At 73.6% G+C, this 19,193-nt stretch carries 18 protein-coding genes; 5 read left to right on the forward strand and 13 right to left on the reverse strand.

Annotated elements, in window-relative coordinates; translation table 11 throughout:
- Positions 1-60 precede the first annotated feature (60 nt).
- Positions 61-360 (reverse strand): DUF4193 domain-containing protein, encoded by a 300-nt coding sequence (locus ABD979_RS12355; protein ID WP_345507778.1) that lies wholly within the window; start codon positions 358-360, stop codon positions 61-63.
- 343 nt (positions 361-703) lie between these two features.
- Here ABD979_RS12355 and ABD979_RS12360 point away from each other — a divergent pair, with 343 nt between their 5' ends.
- On the forward strand, positions 704-889 hold the full coding sequence (locus tag ABD979_RS12360; RefSeq protein WP_345507779.1) for a hypothetical protein: 186 nt from the start codon (positions 704-706) through the stop codon (positions 887-889).
- A gap of 21 nt (positions 890-910) precedes the next feature.
- Here the strand turns inward: ABD979_RS12360 and ABD979_RS12365 are convergent, their stop codons facing one another.
- The 3 genes from ABD979_RS12365 to ABD979_RS12375 form a co-directional block, all read right to left on the reverse strand.
- Complete coding sequence (locus ABD979_RS12365) at positions 911-1,795, reverse strand: inositol monophosphatase family protein (RefSeq protein ID WP_345507780.1); 885 nt, start codon at positions 1,793-1,795, stop codon at positions 911-913.
- 8 nt (positions 1,796-1,803) lie between these two features.
- A complete protein-coding gene (locus ABD979_RS12370) occupies positions 1,804-2,919 on the reverse strand; it encodes a ferrochelatase (protein ID WP_345507781.1) in 1,116 nt (371 codons plus the stop codon).
- 111 nt (positions 2,920-3,030) lie between these two features.
- Positions 3,031-3,669, reverse strand: coding sequence for a trimeric intracellular cation channel family protein (locus tag ABD979_RS12375; protein WP_345507782.1), 639 nt, complete (start codon positions 3,667-3,669; stop codon positions 3,031-3,033).
- 161 nt (positions 3,670-3,830) lie between these two features.
- Between ABD979_RS12375 and sepH the strand changes: the two genes are divergently transcribed.
- The gene (sepH, locus tag ABD979_RS12380; protein ID WP_345507783.1) at positions 3,831-5,363 is read left to right on the forward strand and encodes a septation protein SepH; all 1,533 of its coding nucleotides are present in this window, start codon (positions 3,831-3,833) and stop codon (positions 5,361-5,363) included.
- Positions 5,364-5,430: 67 nt separating this feature from the next.
- Here the strand turns inward: sepH and ABD979_RS12385 are convergent, their stop codons facing one another.
- The 4 genes from ABD979_RS12385 to ABD979_RS12400 form a co-directional block, all read right to left on the reverse strand.
- Positions 5,431-6,123, reverse strand: coding sequence for a thymidine kinase (locus ABD979_RS12385; protein ID WP_345507784.1), 693 nt, complete (start codon positions 6,121-6,123; stop codon positions 5,431-5,433).
- An 11-nt stretch (positions 6,124-6,134) separates the two neighbouring features.
- Positions 6,135-7,289 carry an alkaline phosphatase family protein gene (locus ABD979_RS12390; RefSeq protein WP_345507785.1) on the reverse strand — a complete coding sequence of 385 codons (1,155 nt, stop codon included), beginning with the start codon at positions 7,287-7,289 and terminating at the stop codon, positions 6,135-6,137.
- A gap of 3 nt (positions 7,290-7,292) precedes the next feature.
- On the reverse strand, positions 7,293-7,892 hold the full coding sequence (locus ABD979_RS12395; protein ID WP_345507786.1) for a DUF5998 family protein: 600 nt from the start codon (positions 7,890-7,892) through the stop codon (positions 7,293-7,295).
- Between the two features lie 96 nt (positions 7,893-7,988).
- Positions 7,989-10,688, reverse strand: a complete 2,700-nt coding sequence (locus ABD979_RS12400) for a bifunctional acetate--CoA ligase family protein/GNAT family N-acetyltransferase (RefSeq protein ID WP_345507787.1) — start codon at positions 10,686-10,688, stop codon at positions 7,989-7,991.
- A gap of 55 nt (positions 10,689-10,743) precedes the next feature.
- Here ABD979_RS12400 and ABD979_RS12405 point away from each other — a divergent pair, with 55 nt between their 5' ends.
- The 3 genes from ABD979_RS12405 to ABD979_RS12415 are packed head-to-tail and all read left to right on the forward strand — an operon-like array spanning position 10,744 to position 14,957.
- Positions 10,744-11,364, forward strand: coding sequence for a nitroreductase family protein (locus ABD979_RS12405; protein ID WP_345507788.1), 621 nt, complete (start codon positions 10,744-10,746; stop codon positions 11,362-11,364).
- 54 nt (positions 11,365-11,418) lie between these two features.
- Positions 11,419-13,968: a DNA gyrase/topoisomerase IV subunit A gene (locus tag ABD979_RS12410; RefSeq protein WP_345507789.1), complete on the forward strand. Its 2,550-nt coding sequence runs from the start codon at positions 11,419-11,421 to the stop codon at positions 13,966-13,968.
- The gene (locus ABD979_RS12415) at positions 13,965-14,957 is read left to right on the forward strand and encodes a ferredoxin family protein (RefSeq protein ID WP_345507790.1); all 993 of its coding nucleotides are present in this window, start codon (positions 13,965-13,967) and stop codon (positions 14,955-14,957) included. Before ABD979_RS12410 ends, ABD979_RS12415 begins: the two co-directional genes overlap by 4 nt.
- A gap of 19 nt (positions 14,958-14,976) precedes the next feature.
- Here the strand turns inward: ABD979_RS12415 and ABD979_RS12420 are convergent, their stop codons facing one another.
- From ABD979_RS12420 to ABD979_RS12440, 5 genes are read right to left on the reverse strand one after another with little or no spacing between them, the layout of a single operon-like run.
- Positions 14,977-15,849: a tetratricopeptide repeat protein gene (locus ABD979_RS12420; protein WP_345507791.1), complete on the reverse strand. Its 873-nt coding sequence runs from the start codon at positions 15,847-15,849 to the stop codon at positions 14,977-14,979.
- The gene (locus ABD979_RS12425) at positions 15,846-16,856 is read right to left on the reverse strand and encodes a VWA domain-containing protein (protein WP_345507792.1); all 1,011 of its coding nucleotides are present in this window, start codon (positions 16,854-16,856) and stop codon (positions 15,846-15,848) included. Before ABD979_RS12425 ends, ABD979_RS12420 begins: the two co-directional genes overlap by 4 nt.
- Positions 16,853-17,842, reverse strand: coding sequence for a VWA domain-containing protein (locus ABD979_RS12430; RefSeq protein ID WP_345507793.1), 990 nt, complete (start codon positions 17,840-17,842; stop codon positions 16,853-16,855). Before ABD979_RS12430 ends, ABD979_RS12425 begins: the two co-directional genes overlap by 4 nt.
- The gene (locus tag ABD979_RS12435) at positions 17,833-18,315 is read right to left on the reverse strand and encodes a hypothetical protein (RefSeq protein ID WP_345507794.1); all 483 of its coding nucleotides are present in this window, start codon (positions 18,313-18,315) and stop codon (positions 17,833-17,835) included. Before ABD979_RS12435 ends, ABD979_RS12430 begins: the two co-directional genes overlap by 10 nt.
- Positions 18,302-19,186: a DUF58 domain-containing protein gene (locus ABD979_RS12440; protein ID WP_345507795.1), complete on the reverse strand. Its 885-nt coding sequence runs from the start codon at positions 19,184-19,186 to the stop codon at positions 18,302-18,304. Before ABD979_RS12440 ends, ABD979_RS12435 begins: the two co-directional genes overlap by 14 nt.
- Positions 19,187-19,193 lie beyond the last annotated feature (7 nt).

Consider the following 19,193-nt stretch of genomic DNA (forward strand, 5'->3'; position numbering starts at 1 on the left):
CTTGCTCCTGCTCTGCTGCCTGCGGGTGCCGCCCGGGCTCCGGACGGCGTGGGGATGCGCTCAGGCGGCGCACTCCGTGCAGATCATCATGCCGTTGCTCTCCTTGGCGAGCTGGCTGCGGTGGTGCACGAGGAAGCAACGCCCACAAGTGAACTCGTCGGCCTGCTTGGGCAGGACCCGGACCGAGAGCTCCTCGCCGGAGAGGTCGGCGCCCGGGAGCTCGAACCCTTCGGCCTGCTCCGTCTCGTCAACGTCCACGCTGGACGACGTCTTGTCGACGCGCCGGGACTTGAGCTCCTCGATGGAGTCTTCGCTCAGCTCGTCGTCCGTCTTGCGTGGCGCGTCGTAATCGGTTGCCATCTGTTGTCTCACTTCTACTCGAACTGCGCCTTGCGGTCTGTGACGCGAAGAACGCTCGTGGGGCCGTGCTTGTTCCCGTGGAACCCGCGTGGTCGACGGCGCTGTCTTCCCCCACGAAACTGCCGCGTGCGCGCATGATGCCCGATCGCCGCCGTGTTGTCACCTTGCGCCCGCCAGCCCCTGAGACGGGCCCGGCGCCCGGTGGCACCTCCTGCCCTTTCCGGACCAACCGTTCACCGTCCCTTTGCCATCCGGCTGCCATCCTCGGTGCACGGTGGGGGCATGACGGCGCGGTAGTGTCTGCGGACCCGACCCAACGTTCCCCAAGCCCGGAGGTGGCACCATGACCGAGTTCGTCGAGCAGATGAGGCAGCGGGTCAACGACGCCCTGGGCGACCTGGCCGAGGCGCGCGCCGCCGACGACGAGTACCGCATCCAGGTGCACACCGGCGAGCTCGAGTCGTTCGCCCGGCTCGCCGCCGAGAACGGCGTGCGGGTGCCCGGCCTCGAGGCCTTCGACGCGGCCTGAGCGCCACGTCCGGCGACGGACTCAGTCGGGCGTGCCGTCGGTGAAGAGGGTGCGCACCTGCTCCACGAGCGCCGGCCCCGCCGCGACCGTGAGCTCCTTCCCCGGGCGGCCCTGGGCCCCGACGACGACGCCACCGGCCTCCTCGACGATGAGCCATCCGGCCGCGAGGTCCCACGCGTTGAGGCCCGTCTCGGCGTAGGCGTCGACGGAACCCTCGGCCACCCGCACGAGGTCGAGCGCGGCGCTGCCGATGCGGCGGATGTCGCGCACCCGGGGCAGCACGCGCCGCATCACGTCGGCCTGTCGGGCCCGCACCTCCGGGGCGTAGCCGAAGCCCGTCGCGAGCAGCGTGCGGGCGAGGCGGTCCTCCCCCGAGACGGTCAACGCCGTCGCGGCGACGTCGAGGTCACCCTCCGGGCGGGTCCGCGCCCCCGTGCCGCGCCCGGCGTGGTGCACGAGCCGCAGCGACGGATCGGCCACCGCACCGGCGACCGGCGCCCAGCCCTGCTCGGTGCGGGCGTCGCCGACGACGACCGCCACGGACACGGCATACGCCGGCACCTCGTAGAGGTAGTTGACGGTGCCGTCGATGGGATCGATGACCCACGTCAGTCCGGTGCTGCCGGCGACGTCGGCGCCCTCCTCGCCGAGGATGCCGTCGTCGGGCCGCGCCTGCTGGATCAGGCGGTGCAGCAGCTCCTCGGAGCGGCGGTCCATGACGGTGACGACATCGGTCTCGGTCGACTTCGTCGCCGCGACACCCATGCGGGGCGGCCGCTCGTCACGGATGAACCGGCCGGCCTCGACGGCGAACCGGATGCAGAGCCGCTCGAGCTCCTCGACGGTGGTGCCGGCGGGCAGCTCGGGTGCGTCCTGACGGCCGTGGTCGCTGCGTGCTGTCGTCATGACGCTCCTCAGTCGCTTCCGCAGAGGGCGGGACGGGCCTGGCGCAGGTTGGGGCAGCACCCGACCGCGCACCTCGACGGCATCCGGCCCTCGAACAGCGGCACGTCCTCGCCGCGGGCCTCGGCCGCGCGCTCGAGGAGCGCGTCGACGAGGTCGCGCACGAAGGCGGCGTCGGTGCCGACGGTGGGCACCCGCACGTGGGTGAGGCCGAGCTCGTCGGCCGTCTCCTGGGCCTCGGTGTCGAGGTCGTAGACGACCTCCATGTGGTCGCTGACGAAGCCGATGGGGGCGGTGACGACGGTGCGCACCCCCGCGGTCGCGAGCTCGCGCATGCGGTCGTTGACGTCGGGCTCGAGCCAGGGCTGGGTCGGCGGGCCCGAGCGCGAGCAGAAGACGAGCTCACCCGTGAGGTCGCGGCCGAGCACGCGGTTCGCCTCCTGCGTCAGGCGCGCCGCGAGGGCGAGGTGCTGGCGCTGGTAGAGGTTGCCCTCGCCGTCGCCCGGGCCGGACGTGTCGTCCATGGCGTCGGGGATCGAGTGGGTGACGAAGAGCAGCGCGATCTCGGCGTCGGGCGCCCCGTCGAGGGCCCGCAGCGCCCGCACCAGCTCGCCGAGGTTCGCCTCGGCGAAGCCCGGGCGGGGCGCGTACTGGGCGACCTTGTCGATCTCGAACGAGAGCCCCTCCTGGGTCACCGTGTCGAGGGCGTCGGCGAGGTTCTCGCGGTACTGCCGGCAGGAGGAGTAGGAGGAGTAGGCGCTCGTCGTCAGCGCGACGAGGCGCTGCTGCCCGGCCGCGTGGGCCTCGCGCAGCGCGTCGTCGATGAACGGCTCGCTGTTGCGGTTGCCCCAGACGATCGGGGTGTCGATGCCACGGCTGTCGAGCTCGGCGCGCAGCGCGGCGAGCAGGGCCCGGTTCTGGTCGTTGATCGGGCTGCGGCCGCCGAAGTGGTGGTAGTGCTCGGCCACCGACTCGAGGCGCTCGTCGGGGATGCCGCGGCCCGCCGTCACGCGGCGCAGGAACGGCATGACCTCCTCGGGGGCCTCGGGCCCGCCGAAGCCGAGCAGCAGCACGGCGTCGTAGGGCGAGAGGTCGGCGGTGGTCGGGGGGTTGGTCTGCGATGTCATGTCTCCACCATCTGGTCGATCCGGTCGTGGGGGGTGGTGTCTGGCTGGGGACCGTCACGGGGACCCGAGTCGGGTCCGGGTCAGGTCCCAGGTGGGCCCGGGTGGGGCGGTCTAGGGGCCCGGGGTCGAGCGGAGGGGCGTCGGCGCGTTGAGGTCGAGGCGCACGGCCAGCATGCGCACCGCGAAGACGAGCGCCACCGCCGTCCACAGCACCCAGTCCTGCAGCGACCCGACGCGGGCGGCGACGACGATGATGACGGCGCCGAGCATGGCCGGCACGGCATACAGCTCGCGGCGCAGCACCTCGGGCACCTGCCCCGCGAGCAGGTCGCGCAGCACGCCACCACCGACCGCGGTGATGACGCCGACGAGCACGGCCGCGATGGGCGAGACGCCCACCGTCGTGACGGCCTTGAGGCTGCCCGCGACCGCGAAGGCCGCGAGGCCCGCAGCGTCGAGCACCCGCACGAAGCGGGTGATCCGCTCGACGCCGGGGTGGAAGAGGAAGGTGACGAGGCCGCCGAGGGCGGCCGCCGTCAGGAGGCGCCAGTCGCTGATGCCGACGGGCGGGATGTCGCCGATGAGCAGGTCGCGCACGATGCCGCCGCCGAGGGCCGCCGCGCAGGCGAGGACGATGACGCCGAAGAGGTCGAAGCGCTTCTTGACCGCCACGAGGCCGCCGGAGAGCGCGAAGACGAACACGCCGACGATGTCGAGGGCGAGCTGGGCGGACGCGAAGGTGGTGGGCATGCCAGAGCAAACGGTACCTGTGCGGCGTGGTCGCTTTGGCGGGTGCCCGCGCCGGTGGCATGCTCGACTGCACAGCACCCGCCGCGCTGCCGTGAGCGACGCCCGGCAGCGGGGCACGACCACCGCACGACACGCAGACTCGTTACCCGGGAGACCCATCCATGCAGCACCTCAGGCTCGTCGGCGTCCACGAGGACGGATCGCACCTGCTGCTGGCCGACGACGAGGGCAACAGGTATGCCGTCCCGCTCGACGAGCCGCTGCGTGCGGCCGCGCGTCGGGACCGTCCGCGCCTGGGCCAGCTGCAGATCGAGAGCTCCGGGGGGCTGCGTCCCAAGGACGTCCAGGCCATGATCCGGGCCGGCCTGACGGCCGAGGAGGTCGCCGAGCGCGCGGGCTGGCCCGTCGAGAAGGTGCACCGCTACGAGGGCCCGATCCTCGCCGAGCGCGAGCACGTCGCGGGCCTCGCCCGCCAGGTGCGCCTGCGCTCGCGGGGAGCGACCGGCGGCACGGCGCAGACCCTCGACGCCCGCGTCTCCGAGCGCCTGCGCACCCGCGCCATCGACGCGGGCTCGGCCCGCTGGGACTCGCGCCGCACCGACAAGGGCGCCTGGACCGTGCTGCTCCTCTTCGCCGCCGGAGGCCGTGAGCGCGAGGCCGCCTGGCACTTCGACCCGCTCGCCCGCACGGTGTCGGCGACGGACGACGAGGCGAGGTGGCTCAGCGAGGACGAGGACCAGCAGGCCCCCGGCCCCATCCCGGCCCCGCACCTGTCGGCCCCGAGCCGGCCCAGCCGTGTCTACGACGTCGAGGCCGAGGGTGGCGTGTCGGCCGCCGCCCCGGTGCGCCGCCGCGAGGGCGAGACCGTCGACCTGATGGCCGCCATGCGCGAGCGCAGCGCCCAGCGGGGCCGCCGCCGTCGGCCGAAGTCGGCTGACGTGCCGGGACTCGAGACCGCTCCCGAGGAGGCGCTGCCGCTCGAGGAGCTGGCTCGCGACCCGCGCGAGGAGCTGCCGCCCGCCGCGCACACCCACCCCGAGGACGACCCCGAGGTGGTCAAGACCGGCGCCGCCGAGGACCGCATCGGCGTCGAGGCCGCGCAGCGCCAGGCCCGCCGCACCGAGGCCACCCAGCCGGTGCGCCAGACCCTCCCGCCCGAGCCCACCGTCACCGAGCCGGCCGTCACCCAGCCTGCCGAGGCCGTTGCAGAGCCTGCTGAAGCCCTCGCAGAGCCTGCCGAGCCGATCGCCGAGACCAGCCCGCCCGTCGAGGAGCCGGCCGAGGACGACGTGACGGACGTCGCACCTGAGGGGGCCGCCCCCGAGGCCGAGTCCGCCGGCGACGAGGACGACGACGCCACTGACGACGCACCGGCAGTTGACGCCCACGTCGACGACCGTCCCGACATCCTGCCCGACCTGCTGGCCGACGCCGCGCCCCACGAGGAGCGCAGCCCGGCGGGCTCGGACGCCGCGCGGGCGACGGAGCCCGAGCACGACGACGTCATCGAGCGCCGCACCCCGGCAGCCGCTGCCGCTCCGGCTGCTCCGGCTCCTCCGGCAGCCGCGGCAGCCGCGTCGTCGAAGGACCGCCCGCGCCCCGGCATCCCGAAGCCGAAGCCGGCCGCGCGCAAGTCGGGCCGTCCCGGCGTGCCGAGCTGGGACGACATCATGTTCGGCCGCAAGAGCGACTGACCCACCGCGCTCCCCCTGCCGAGTGGCCGCGACGGGCTCCTCGGGGGCTCTCGGCTGCCGGCCGGTCTCAGTCCGCCTGGGTGACCGGCAGGGGCGGCAGGGGGCAGACGTCGAGGTCGAAGGGCAGCACCTCGGGCGAGATCGCGGCGGCCTTGGCCGCGTGCGAGGTCATCCGCCGCATGTAGTGCCGTCGGCACAGCACCTCGTACTCCACCAGACCCGTCGTGCCCGGCTTCGTGTCGCCGACGACGACCTGCTCCCCCTCGACGACCATGACGCCGTCGAGCACGCGGGCGTTGGTCGTCGCGCGGCGGCCGCACCAGCACAGCGCCTCGACCTGCAGCACCTGCACCTTGTCGGCGAGCTCGATGAGGCGCTTGCTCCCCGGGAAGAGCTCGGTGCGGAAGTCGGCCGTGATCCCGAAGGCGAAGACGTCGACCTCCATCTCGTCGACGATGCGCGCGAGCTGCTCGACCTGGTCGCAGGTGTAGAACTGCGCCTCGTCGCAGATGAGGTAGTCGATGCGCGTGCCGGCCGTGGCCCGGCCGACGGTCGACTCCCAGAAGTCGAGGTCGTCGCCGACCTCGAGCGCCCCCGTCGAGAGGCCGAGGCGCGAGCTGAGCACGTTGCTGCCGGCACGGTCCATCTTCGTGTAGATGAGGCCCACCCGCCCCCGCACGCGGTGGTTGTGGTCCATCTGCAGGGCGAGGGTCGACTTGCCGCAGTCCATGGTCCCGGAGAAGAAGACGAGCTCAGCCACGAGGCACCACCCTAGCCACGACGCGGCGGCACGACGACGACCGGCACGGCGATCTCGGCCTCGCTCGTCGACCCGTGCAGGCCGAGGAGCGCGACGACCTCCCGGCGCATGAGCCCGGAGTGGACGATCGCGAACGTCCCGGTGGTCACGGCGAGCAGGTCGCCGATGCGCGGGAGCACGTCGGGACGCACCGTGCCGAACCAGCCCTCGTCGACGGCGCGCTCACGGGTCAGCACGCGGACCCGCTCGCCGAAGCGCGACGTCCACGCCTGCTCGACGTCGGCTGCCGCACCGGGATCCGTGTAGAGCTGCAGGTTGCGCGCCTCGCCGCCGAGGTGGCGCACCCCCGACATGAGGGCGGGCTCGTGCGCGAGGTCGACGCGGTCGGCGAACGGCACGTCGACCATGCCGTGGTCGGCCGTGACGACGACCGACGTGTCGTCCGGCACCCGGGCGCAGAGCCGTCGCAGGGCCGCGTCGACGGACTCGACCTCGTCGCCCCACTGCCACGACTGGCATCCGTGCACGTGGCCGACCTTGTCGACCTCGCCCCAGTAGAGGTAGACGAGCGAACGGGGCGTCGCGCGCACGGCGGCCACCGCGGCGTCGACGCGGTCGTCGATGCTGCGCGCGGCCCGGAAGCCGGCGCCGCGGAGCGCGGCCGTCGTCAGGCCGGAGCCGTCGAAGTAGTGCGGCCCGACCATCGTCACGGTGACGCCGGCGTTCTCGGCGGCCTCGAAGACCGTCTCGTTCGGCTGCCAGCGGCGCGGGTCGGGACCGTCCTCCCACGACAGCTCGTTGAGCAGCCGGTCGGTGTCGGGGTCGAGCACCTGCATGCCGACGAGGCCGTGCGCGCCCGGCGGCAGGCCCGTGCCGAAGGTGCCCATCGACGTCGCCGTCGTGGACGGGAAGCCGCAGGGCACCCGCTTCGCCGCGCCGAGGTGGCTGCGCAGGAACGGCGCGTGCCCGCTGCGCTGGCGCAGCAGGTCGTGCCCGAGCCCGTCGACGAGCACGACGACGGTACGCGGCACTGCGGGGAGGTCGAAGACGTCGCGGCCGGCATACCGGCCCACGCCGAGGCGGTCGGCGACCGAGGGCAGCACGGAGGCGAGCGTGCCGGCGGACCAGTCGGGGGGACGCGGCGCGGCGTCAGGCAGGGTGGTCACGCGTCAGAGGAGCGAGCCGCCGCCGATGCTCGCCGACAGGGTCCGCGCGAAGCTCATGGCGTGGCCGACGGCGTCCTCGCCGTCGGCGGCAGAGCTGACGCGGAGCGAGATGTCGTCGGAGGCGATGGTGCCCTCGAAGCCGTGGTCGGCCGTGCAGTCGGGGTCGCCGCACTGCGCGGGGAGCATGTCGAGCCGGCTGACGGCGCCCCAGCCGAGCGTGAGCGTGAGGTCGCGCCCGTGGGTGCCCGGCGTGAAGGTGTCGGGCTGCGCCACGACGTGCGTGAGCATGACGCCCCGCACCGCCGCGAGCGGGACCGTCTCGGTCGTCGCGGTCGCCATCAGCTTGTCCTCGGACTCGGCGTGGTCGTCGGCGTGCGCGATGACGAGGCGCTTCGGCGTGATGACGAGGACGGTGACGTGGCGGCGCACGGTCTCGTGGTCGAACGTCGTCTCCTGGTGCACGAGGTGCGAGACGACCTCCTCGTCGGCAAGCGCCGACTCGACGACGTCGCACACGAGCGCGGGGTAGTACCCGGCCCGGGTGATGGCCTCGGTGAGGTCCGTCGGAAGGGTTCGGCCGGTGCCGGGGCTGGCGTGTCGCATGGCCCCATCCTTGCACCTGCCGGCCGTCAGCCGGCCCGCGCCGCCCACAGGCCCGACCGGCCGCCACCCCCGTCGACCCCTCGCCCGGGGCGATGCTCAGGTCATCCGGCGGCGGCCGGGGTCCTTGCGCACGAGCGCAGGACGCACGACGACCTCGGCGCCGAGCACGTCGACGCCGCCCGTCCACGCGTTGACCGGGTTGAGCTCGACCGACGCGAGCTCGGGGTGGTCGTCGGCGAGCACCGAGAGCCGGGCCACGAGGTCGCTGAGGGCGGCGCGGTGCACCGGCGCGGCGCCGCGGTGGCCGCCGAGCAGGGGCGCGGCCTTGACGCCGTCGATGAGGTCGGTGACGTCGACGTCGGTGAGCGGCGGGATGCGGTGCGCCACGTCGCCGAGCAGCTCGGTGGGCGGCCCGGCGACGGAGAAGCTGACGACCGGCCCGAAGAGCGGGTCCTCGCTCGCCCGGATGACGCACGACACCCCCGGCACCGCCATGCGCTGCACGACGAAGCGGTCGGCGCCCAGCGGGCCGAGGCGCTCGCTCAGCGACGCGTGCGCGTCGCGCACCGACTCGGCGTCGACGAGGTCGCCGCGCACGCCGACGAGGCCCGGCTGGTGGCGCACGATGGGCGAGGTCGACTTGAGGATGACGGGGTAGGTCAGCTCGTCGGCGGCCGCGACCGCGCTCGTCGCGTCGGTGACCTCGACCGCCGGCCACACCCGGATGCCGTAGGCGCCGAGCAGCTCGCGCGTCTCCTCGCGCGTCAGCGCCCTCCCCTCGGGGTAGCCCGCGAGGTAGCCCTCGAGCAGGCGCTCCGCCCGCAGCCGGTCGATCCCGACGGGTGAGACCTGCGTGCCCCGGTCGCGCTGGCGCCACTGCGCGTAGCGGGTCACCGCGTTGAGGGCGCGGATGCCGTCCTCCGGCATCGAGTACGCCGGCACCGACCGTCGCTGCCCGTGCTGCTCGTAGGACAGCCCGTCACCGACACCGCGCATGCCGAGAAAGGTTGCCACGCAAGGCTTCTCGTGGTCGGCGACGATGTTGCGCACGGCCTCGTGCACGTCCTCGTCCGGCGTGACGAGCGGCGGGATGAATGCCGCGACGACGCTGTCGACCTCGGGATCGGCGAAGGCGGCGTCCAGGGCTGCGGCGAACTCCTCGGCCGAGGCCTGCGGCTGGAGCGAGACGGGGCCGTGGGTCACCTTGAGGCCCCAGCTGAGGCAGGCGCTCGCGCTCAGGGCGCCGAGGGCGTCCGAGTTGCCGACGATCGCGACGCGGTCGCCCTTCGGCAGCGGCTGGTGCAGGGTGAGCTGGGCGACGTCGAAGAGCTGGTGCACGTTCTCGACCCGGATGACACCGGCCTGGCGCAGCAGGGCCCGGAACGCCTGCGGCGGCACGTTGGTGACGCGGGTGCGGTGCCCGGGCGGGGCCGCGAAGCTCGAGACTCCGGAGGAGACGACGATGACCGGCTTGACCGTCGCGAGGTGGCGGGCGATCCGCGAGAACTTGCGCGGGTTGCCCATCGACTCGAGGTAGAGCCCGACGGTGTCGGTCTCCTGGTCGTCGATCCAGTACTGCATCAGGTCGTTGCCCGACACGTCGACGCGGTTGCCCGCGGAGGCGAACACCGAGATGCCGAGGCCGCGCCGGGCGGCGGAGGCGAGCACCGCGACGCCGAGGGCGCCGCTCTGGGCGAACAGGCCGAGGCGCCCCTTCTCGGGGATGACGGTCGCGAGCGTGGCGTTGAGCCGCACCGAGGGGTCGTTGTTGACGATGCCGAAGCTGTTGGGCCCGACGATGCGCATGCCGGCGCGGCGCACCCGGCGGCGCAGCTTCTCCTGCAGCCGCACGCCCTCCTCGCCCGCCTCGGCGAACCCCGCCGACAGCACGAGCAGCGCCTTGACCCCGGCCTTGCCGCAGTCCTTGACGACGTCGACCGCCTGGGCGGCGGGCACGACGACGATGGCGAGGTCGACGGGGTGCGGCACGTCGTGGATCGAGGGGTAGGCGGGCACGCCCTGGATCTGGTCGGCCACGCGGTGGATCGGGTAGAGCTCGCCCTGGAAGCCGGCCTCGAGGATGTTGCGCATGACGAGCGCGCCGATCGACTCCGCGCGCCGGCTCGCACCGATGATGGCGACCCGCTCGGGGAAGAGGATCGTGTGCATGCTCCGCGACTCCGCGCGGTGCTCGCGCGAGAGCTGCACGGCCTTGCTCTGCTCGGTCGGCGAGATGTCGAAGCTCACCTCGACGACGCCGTCCTCGATGTGGTGCGTGACCTCGTAGCCCGCCTCCTTGAAGACGGTGAGCATCTTGCGGTTCTGGGGCAGCACCTCGGCGACGAACCGGTTGATCCCCATCTCCTGCGCGATGGCAGCCAGGTGCTCGAGCATCACCGAGCCGATGCCCTTGCCCTGGTAGTGGTCGGAGATGTTGAAGGCCACCTCGGCCGAGCCCGGGTCGATGCGGTCGTAGCGCCCGATGCCGATGATCTCGCCGTCGAGGGTCGCGACGAGGGCCACCCGGTCGTGGTGGTCGACGTGCGTGAACCGGTGGACGTCACGCTCGCTCAGCTCGCGCAGCGGCGCGAAGAAGCGCAGGTAGATCGACTCGGCGGACTGCCGGCTGTGGAAGTGCCGGATGCCCTCGGCGTCGTCGGGGGAGATCGGCCGCACGTGCGCGACGGTGCCGTCGCGGAGCACGACGTCGGCCTCCCACTCGACCGGCGCCCCCGTGGCCCGGGCCGAGACCCGCTCGAGTGCACCCGTGTCGTCGCTGAACCCGTCAGCCGTCATGCGCTCATGGTGTCACGTCGGGCTGCGGGGGCCACCCGGATGGCAGTCTGCTCGCATGGAGTTCACCGACGTCGTCCGCACCCGCCGCATGGTCCGCCGCTACGACCCGGACCGCCCGGTGGCCCGTGAGGTGGTGCAGCGCTGCCTCGACAACGCCGTGCGCTCCCCCAGCGCCGGGTTCAGCCAGGGCTGGGACTTCGTCGTCCTCACGGCCCCCGCCGAGCGCGACGCGTTCTGGGCGGCCACGACCGAGCCCGGCGTAGCCACGGACGCCTGGCTGGACGGCATCCGCAACGCCCCCGTGCTCGTGCTCTGCCTCTCGCACAAGGACGCCTACCTCGACCGCTACGCCGCCCCCGACAAGGGCTGGACCGACCGCGACGAGGCCCGCTGGCCGGTGCCCTACTGGGACGTCGACACGGGCATGGCCTCGCTCCTGCTGCTGCTCACGGCGACCGACGAGGGCCTGGGCAGCCTCTTCTTCGGGGTGCCGCCCGAGCGCCACGCCGCCGTGCACGCCGCGTTCGGCATCCCGGGCAGCCGCACTGTCGTCGGCGTCGTCGCGATGGGGTATGCCGTGCCCGGACCCAGGAGCCCGAGCCTGCGCCGGCACCGGCGCACCGGGAGCGAGGTGGCCCACTGGGGTCGTTTCGGCGTGGCAGGTGAGGACGCGTGAGCGGCCTGCGCGAAGATGGGGCGTTGACCCGCTAGGCAAGGAGCACCCCCCGGCATGGCCCGACGAACGACCACCCCGCCTCCTCCCGAGGACTTCGAGGAGAAGATCGTCGGCATCGACGTCGAGGAGGAGATGCAGAACGCCTTCCTCGAGTACTCCTACAGCGTCATCTACTCCCGGGCCCTGCCCGACGCCCGCGACGGCCTCAAGCCGGTGCAGCGGCGCATCCTCTACGGCGCGAACGAGCTCGGCCTGCGGCCCGACCGCGGGCACGTCAAGAGCCAGCGCGTCGTCGGCGAGGTGATGGGCAAGTACCACCCGCACGGCGACCAGGCCATCTACGACGCCCTCGTGCGCATGGCCCAGCCGTTCACGCTGCGCCTGCCGCTCGTCGACGGCCACGGCAACTTCGGCTCGCTCGACGACGGGCCCGCCGCGGCCCGCTACACCGAGGCCCGCATGGCGGCCGCCGCGCTGCTCATGGTCTCGGGGCTCGACGAGGACACCGTCGACTACGTGCCGAACTACGACGACACGCAGCTGCAGCCCGAGGTGCTCCCCGCCGCCTACCCGAACCTGCTCGTCAACGGCGCGGCCGGCATCGCCGTCGGCATGGCCACGAACATGCCCCCGCACAACCTCGTCGAGGTCATCGGGGCGGCGCGGCACCTCATCGCCAACCCGTCCTGCTCGCTCGAGGACCTCATGAAGTTCGTGCCGGGCCCCGACCTGCCGTGCGGCGGCAGGATCGTCGGCCTCGAGGGCATCCGCGACGCCTACCTCACCGGGCGCGGCAGCTTCCGCACCCGCGCGACGGCGCGCATCGAGTCGATCACGCCGCGCCGCAAGGGCATCGTCGTCACCGAGCTGCCCTACCTCGTCGGGCCCGAGAAGGTGATGGACAAGATCAAGGACCTCGTCCAGGGCAAGAAGCTGCAGGGCATCGCCGACCTCAAGGACCTCTCCGACCGCGCGAACGGGCTGCAGCTCGTCATCGAGATCAAGAACGGCTTCAACCCCGACGCCGTGCTCGAGCAGCTCTACAAGCTGACGCCGATGGAGGAGAACTTCGGCATCAACAACGTCGCGCTCGTCGAGGGCCAGCCCCGCACGATGGGCCTCAAGGACCTCCTCAAGGTCTACGTCGACTTCCGCACCTCGGTCGTGCGCCGGCGCACCGAGCACCGGCTCGCCAAGCGGGAGGAGCGCCTCCACCTCGTCGAGGGCCTGCTCATCGCCATCGTCGACATCGACGAGGTCATCCAGGTCATCCGCGGCTCCGACGACGCCGCGACCGCGCGCACCCGCCTCATGGAGGTCTTCGACCTGTCCGAGGCCCAGGCCACCTACATCCTCGACCTCCAGCTGCGGCGCCTGACGAAGTTCTCGCGCATCGAGCTCGAGACCGAGAAGGCCGAGCTCGAGCGCGCCATCGAAGAGCTGCGGGCGCTGCTCGAGAACGAGAAGCTGCTGCTCAAGCTCGTCAGCACCGAGCTCGCCGACGTCGCCAAGGCGCACGGCACGCCACGGCGCACCGTGCTCCTCGAGAGCTCCGGCGCCAACGCGGCCGCCACCTCGACGACGCCGCTCGAGGTCGCCGACGACCCCTGCTGGGTGCTGCTGAGCGGCACCGGGCTGCTCGCGCGCACCGGCTCGGCCGAGCCCGTGACGGCCGAGGGGTCGCGCGCCAGGCACGACGTCGTGGTCGGCGCGGTGCGCACCACGGCCCGCGGGGAGTTCGGCCTCGTCACGAGCGCCGGTCGCATGGTGCGCCTCTCGGCCCTCGACCTGCCGACGCTGCCGCCGACGAACGGCGCGCCCGCCCTCTCCGGTGGCGCGCCCCTCGCGGCCTACGTCGACCTCGCCAAGGGCGAGGAGCCGCTGACCATCGTCCCGATCGGTGCGGACGCGCCGGTCGTCGCACTCGGCACCGCGAGCGGTGTCGTCAAGCGCGTCACGCCGGACGCCCCGAAGACCAACGACTGGGACATCATCAGCCTCAAGGACGGCGACCGGGTCGTCGGGGCCGCCGTCGCCGACCGGGACGACCTCGACCTGGTCTTCCTCACCAGCGACGCCCAGCTGCTGCGCTTCCCGGCGAAGTCCGTGCGACCGCAGGGCCGCTCGGCCGCTGGCATGGCCGGCATCAAGCTGGGCGGCTTCGGGCGCGCCACCTTCTTCGGCGTCGTCGACCCGACCCGTGAGGGCGTCGTCATCACGTCGTCGGGCTCGTCGGGAGCCCTGCCGGGCACCGAGGGCGGGTCGCTCAAGGTCACGCCGTACGCCGAGTACCCCGCCAAGGGGCGCGCCACCGGTGGCGTGCGCTGCCACCGCTTCCTCAAGGGCGAGGACACCCTCGTGCTCGCCTTCGCCGGCAACACGCCGGTGCGCGCGGCCGCCGCGAACGGCGTCGCCATCGAGCTGCCGTCGGCCGACGGGCGCCGCGACGGCTCGGGCCTGCCCACGACGACGGTCATCGCCCACGTGGCGGGGCCGCCGCCCGCGTCGGACCCGACGCCCGGCGGTCAGACCGTCGGTCAGGACGGCGGTCAGGACGGCGAGGCACCCGCGACCGAGGGCGCAGGGCCGGGAGGCACCGAGTGACCACCGCCGACGAGCAGGACCGCCACCCGGCCACGACGGGGCACGGCACACCGGCCTCCGACGCGTGCTCGGTGCTCTTCGACCACGACGGGACGAGCGCCTACGGCACGGCGGCCGCCGCGGCCTTCTTCGTCGTCGTGGAGCAGCCCGGCCCGTGGGGTCGCGACGCGGCCCGGGAGTCGCACCTCGACGTCGAGCTGGCCGGCGAGCTGGAGGCGCGCACGACGCGGGCGGGCGGTCGCTTCATGCTGATCCGCCGCCCGGGCGGCCACCCGGTGCACGAGGGCCCGCGCCGGGTGCTGCTCGCCCACGCCGGCAGCCTGCCCGACGAGGCCTGGCTGCTCGTCGCCGACCTGCCGCGCGTCGGCGACCTGCTCGGCATCGACTGGGCCGCCCTGGCCCGCGGCAACCGGGCGCTCGTCGAGGCCTCGCTGCCGGGCGCCCGCGAGGGCGAGCCCACCCTGCTCGTCTGCACGAACGGCCGCCGCGACGTGTGCTGCGCCGTGCGTGGCCGGCCGCTCGCTGCGCACGCCGCGCGTCGCGCCCCCGGTCGGGTGTGGGAGGTCTCGCACACCGGTGGGCACCGCTTCGCGCCCACGGCCGTGCTGCTGCCGTGGGGCCAGACCTATGCCCGGCTCGACGACGTGGCGGCGGAGTGGGTGCTGTCGGCGAGCACGACCGGCCACACGCCCCTCGAGCTGCTCGGGCCGACCCACGACCGTGGGCGCTCGGGCCTGCCGGCCGCCTCGCAGTGCGCCGAGTCGTTCGTGCGCGAGCACCTGGGCGAGACGCGCCTCGGCGCGCTCTGGGCCGGGCCGGCCGAGGCCACCGACGACGGGTGGGAGGTCATCGTCACCCACGCCGACCGCCGCCGCTGGCGCATCGGCGTCACGCGTCGCAGCGCCGGGCGCACCCGCCCGGAGTCGTGCGGCAAGAAGGCCGTCGAGGTGCACGAGCACGCGGCCACCCTGCTGGAGGCGTGGTTCTAGACCTGGTGCCCGCCGGTGGTCACCAGGGCTTGGGGTAGGTCGGCCCGCCGTCGCCCGGCGAGGCGTCGTCCTGGCCCTGCTGCTGGTTGCGCTCGATCGTGTTGCGGCGCTGCTGCTCCTTGAGGTAGTCCTGCTCGTCCTGGCTCGGGGTCCTGCCGGGCGCCGGCGTGGGCTGGGTCGGCTGGTCGGGAGCGGGCTGGTCCTGCTGCTCCTGCGGCTGCGGGGGCTGGTCGGGCTGCGCGCCCGAGCTCTTCTGCTCCATGCGCTGCTGCGCCGACTTCAGCTGCTCACCGGTCTGGCCACCCTCCGGGGCCTCGCACAGGGGCGGGCGCTCGCTCGTGATGGCGATCCCCTTGTCGTAGAACTGCTTCCACTCGTCGGTGCGCTCCCGGGCCAGGGCCTGGTCGCCGAGCGCCTCGTAGGTGAGGCCGAGGTTGACGCGGACCTTGCAGTCGTCGAGTCCCCCCTTGGGCACCTGCTCGAAGGCCTGCTCGAACCACGGGCGGGCGAGCTCGAAGTGGCCGGAGAGCACGTGCGCGTCACCGACGGCGAAGGGGCTGCGGAACGTCTCGACGACGTTGACCCAGCCCTGCCGCTCGCCCCACGCGAGGGTCCGCGGCTTGTCGCCCGCCGCGTAGCCGTCGATGGCCTGGGCGGCGACGAGGTTGAGCGAGACGAGGCGCACGGCGGCGAGCAGGAGCAGCACGACGACGGGCGCCGACGCGAGGAGCAGCCGGCGGCGTCGGCGGCGCAGCCGGGGCGGCAGCGGGCGCCGCGTCCGACGCCTCCACGCCCCACGGCGGGGCGACCGCTCCCCGGTGGCCGCAGCGGCTCCGGCGTCCGGCTCGTGGCCGTCGCCCGATCGGGCCGGGCGGTCGTCGAGCACGGTCACCGGCTCGTCCCCTTCCGTCGCCGGGTCTGCAGCAGGGCGGTGACGCCGGCTCCGACCTCCCAGGCCGCGAGGCCCGCGACCCCGAGCAGGAGGGGCCAGTACAGCTCGCGCCGCCCGCGCACCTTCTGCTTCTCGATCTGCTCGCTCGTGCCGAACCGGTCGAGGTCGACGCCAGCGACGGCCGGGGCGATCGGGTCGCCGGACTCGCGGTGCAGGTAGGGCAGCCCGAGCTGGGTGCCGATGTCACGCAGGGTGTCCTCGCTGATGACCGACCGGGCGTCCTCGCCCGTCGCGGGGTCCTTGATGTAGTCGTTGCTCGTGTCGAAGCGCGAGCGGGTCGCCTTCATCCGACCGCCCCCGGCCGTGCCGTAGCCGAGCACCGCTCCCCCGTTGACGAGCGAGCGGTCGATGTCGAAGGGCGCGGGCGCGTCGGGGGCCGTCTGCTCGCCGTCGCCGAAGTAGTAGACGACGCGGCCCCGCTCGGGGGTGCGCGCGTCGGCCTGCTGGAGCAGCGTCTTCAGCCGGTCGTTCGCCTCGCTCACCGACGTGCCCCGCGACGCCTCGTACGACTCGGGCAGCAGCGTCTCCACGGCCGCGTCGAGCGCGGTCGTGTCGGTCGTCAGCGGCAGGCGCACGCGGGCGGCCTGGTCGAAGGTGAGCACGGAGTAGCGGGCACCGGGCAGGGCCTCCGCGATGGCGGCGATGTCGCTCGCCACGCCGCTGACGCGCGGCGCCCCGTCGCCGTAGTCCTCGGCGATGATGCTGCTCGTCGTGTCGACCACGAAGTAGACGTTGAGGTTGGCGGCCGTCGTGTCGACCTGCTCCCCCGCCACCGCCGGGCGCACCGCGGCGACGCCGAGGAGCAGCACCACCGCCGTGAGGCGCCAGTGCGTGCTGCGCGACTCGCCGGGCACCGAGCGCGACGTCGGGTTCCACCACACGGCCGCGAGCGCCGCGACGACGAGCACGAGCAGCACCGGCCACGGGGCCACGGGCAGGAAGCTCACGACCCCCACCTCCGGCTCGCGCCGATGAGCCCGACGAGGCCGACCCCCGCCAACGCGATCGGCACCTTGGGGTCGTCGGTGTAGAGGGCCCGCGACGCCGCGTCGATGAGGGTGGCCTCCTGCGCCTGGACGGAGTCGACGATGCCGCTGATGGCCGACTGGTCGCTCATCGGGTAGTAGCGACCCGAGGTGCCGGTCACGACCTCGCGCATCTCGACGGCCTCGTCGTCCGGGCCGCTCTCCTCGGGGTTCAGCCCGTAGACGCGCACCCCCTTGGCCTTGGCGAGCTCGCCCGCCTCGTCGAGCTCGATGACGGGTCGGCCCGCGACGTGGTTGTCGGTGGCGAAGACGACCGACCGGGCCCGCTGGAGGTCGACCTTGTCGAAGCTCGACACGCACGTCGCGAGCCCGTCGCCGATGAGCGAGGTGCCTCGGCCGTTGAAGGTGCCGGCGAAGAACGACTCGAACTCGGGGTCGCCGCCGAGGGCCTTGGACGCGTCGTCGAGCTCGTCGTTGATGAAGTCGTAGTCGTCGGTGAGCGGGAAGACGGTGGCGGCCGAGCTGTTGAAGATGACGAGGCCGATGCGCTCGCCCTCGAAGCTCTTGACGAGGGTCTTGAAGGTCGTGACGAGCGTGGCGTCGTAGGCGGCCATCGACCCGGAGATGTCGAGGCACAGCATGATGTCGCGGCTGCGCGTCTGCGGCTTCTCGACGGTCGTGTCGAGCGGGCGGGCCGCGCCGACGAGCGCGGCCCCGCCGAGCAGCACGGCGCTGACGGCGAGCACGGTCATGCGGATCCGGTGCAGCCGCAGCGCCCGACGAAACTCCGGCAGGGCGGTCAGGGTGTCGCTGTTGGCGACCGCCGCCGCCGCTCGGGCCGACCGGCGCGCGAGCCCGCGGTGCACGGCATACGCCACCGCGACGGCGACGAGCGCGCCGACGGCGAGCAGCCCGGGCCACCTGAGGTCGAGACCGGTCAGCTCCATCGCGCGACCACCGCCTTGGCCACGGTGCCGGCGCCCACGAGGGTCGCGGTCTCACGGGGACCGAACTCGCCCGGGTAGAGCGCGCCCACGACCTCGGAGACGGGCGTCAGGCGGGACCCCGACGCGTTGAGCTCGGTCAGGGTCATCGTCGGGGCGTGGATGCCCGAGACCTCCTGCACGAAGTGGCGCACGAGCACGCTCAGCTGCTGGTGCGCGCGACGCTGCGTGATCTCGCCGGACGCCGCGCGGTCGAGCACGAGGTCGATCTGGCGCGTGTAGTCGGCGCGCAGCCGGCTCAGGCGGTCGGGGGTGACGCGGGGCGGCACCACGACCGGGCGCTCGCGCGTCGACCACCAGACCCACGCGTACCAGGCGGCCACGAGCGCGACCGCGCCGATGCCCACCCACAGCCAGTGGGCGGCATACGGGTCGGGGGCGTAGAAGCCCGGCGGCGGGGCGTCAGCGGCGCGCACGGCGCTGCCTCTCGAGCAGGGCGAAGACCGTCGTGACGACCTCGTCGGACGAGCCGAGCCGGCCGTGGTTGATGCCGCGCCGGTCGAGCAGCTCGGTCGTGCGACGCACGCGGGCCTCCACCGTCGCGGCGTACGCCTGGCGCACCTTCGGGTCGAGGCGCACGAGCGTCGGCAGCGTGTAGGCGTCCGCGACGTCGTATGCCGTGCGCTCGCCCCCGATCGAGGTCGGGTCGGCGTCCTCCACCGTGAGCCACAGGATCTCGTGCTGGGCGTGCAGGCGACGGAGCAGGTCGTCGAGCTCGGGGTCGAGGTCCTTGTCGTCGGCGACGACGAGCAGGACGAGTCGGCGGCGGACGGTGCGCACGACCCAGCGCAGCTGCGTCGCGAGGTTGCTCTGCTCCCCGTCGACCCGGGTGGCGGACTCGACGGCCCGGAGCAGCTGCTCGAGGTGCGCCTCGCTGCCACGCAGCTCGTGCGCGACCGTCGAGGTGGCGGTCCCGCGGACGAGGCCGACGAGGTCGCCGTGACGATGCGCGAGGTAGCCGACGAGGCCGGCGGCCGCGATCGCGACGGCCGACTTGGGCTCGCCGCTTCGGGTCGAGGCCGCCATGCCGCGGCCGGTGTCGACGACGAGCATGAGGTTCTGCTTGCGGCTCGCGACGTAGCGCTTGACGAGGGGCGACTGGTGGCGCGCGGTCGCCCGCCAGTCGATGTCGCGCACCTCGTCGCCCGGCACGTAGTCGCGCAGGTCGTCGTAGTCGAGGCTGCGGCCGTGGAAGACCGACGCGTACTCGCCCTCGAGGAGGCTGCGCGAGCGACGACGCGCGTGGACGAAGAGCTTGCTCTTCACCCGCGTCAGCAGCGTCGTCATGTCACGT

This window comes from Terrabacter aeriphilus (assembly GCF_039542985.1).
GTDB classification, from domain to species: domain Bacteria; phylum Actinomycetota; class Actinomycetes; order Actinomycetales; family Dermatophilaceae; genus Terrabacter; species Terrabacter aeriphilus.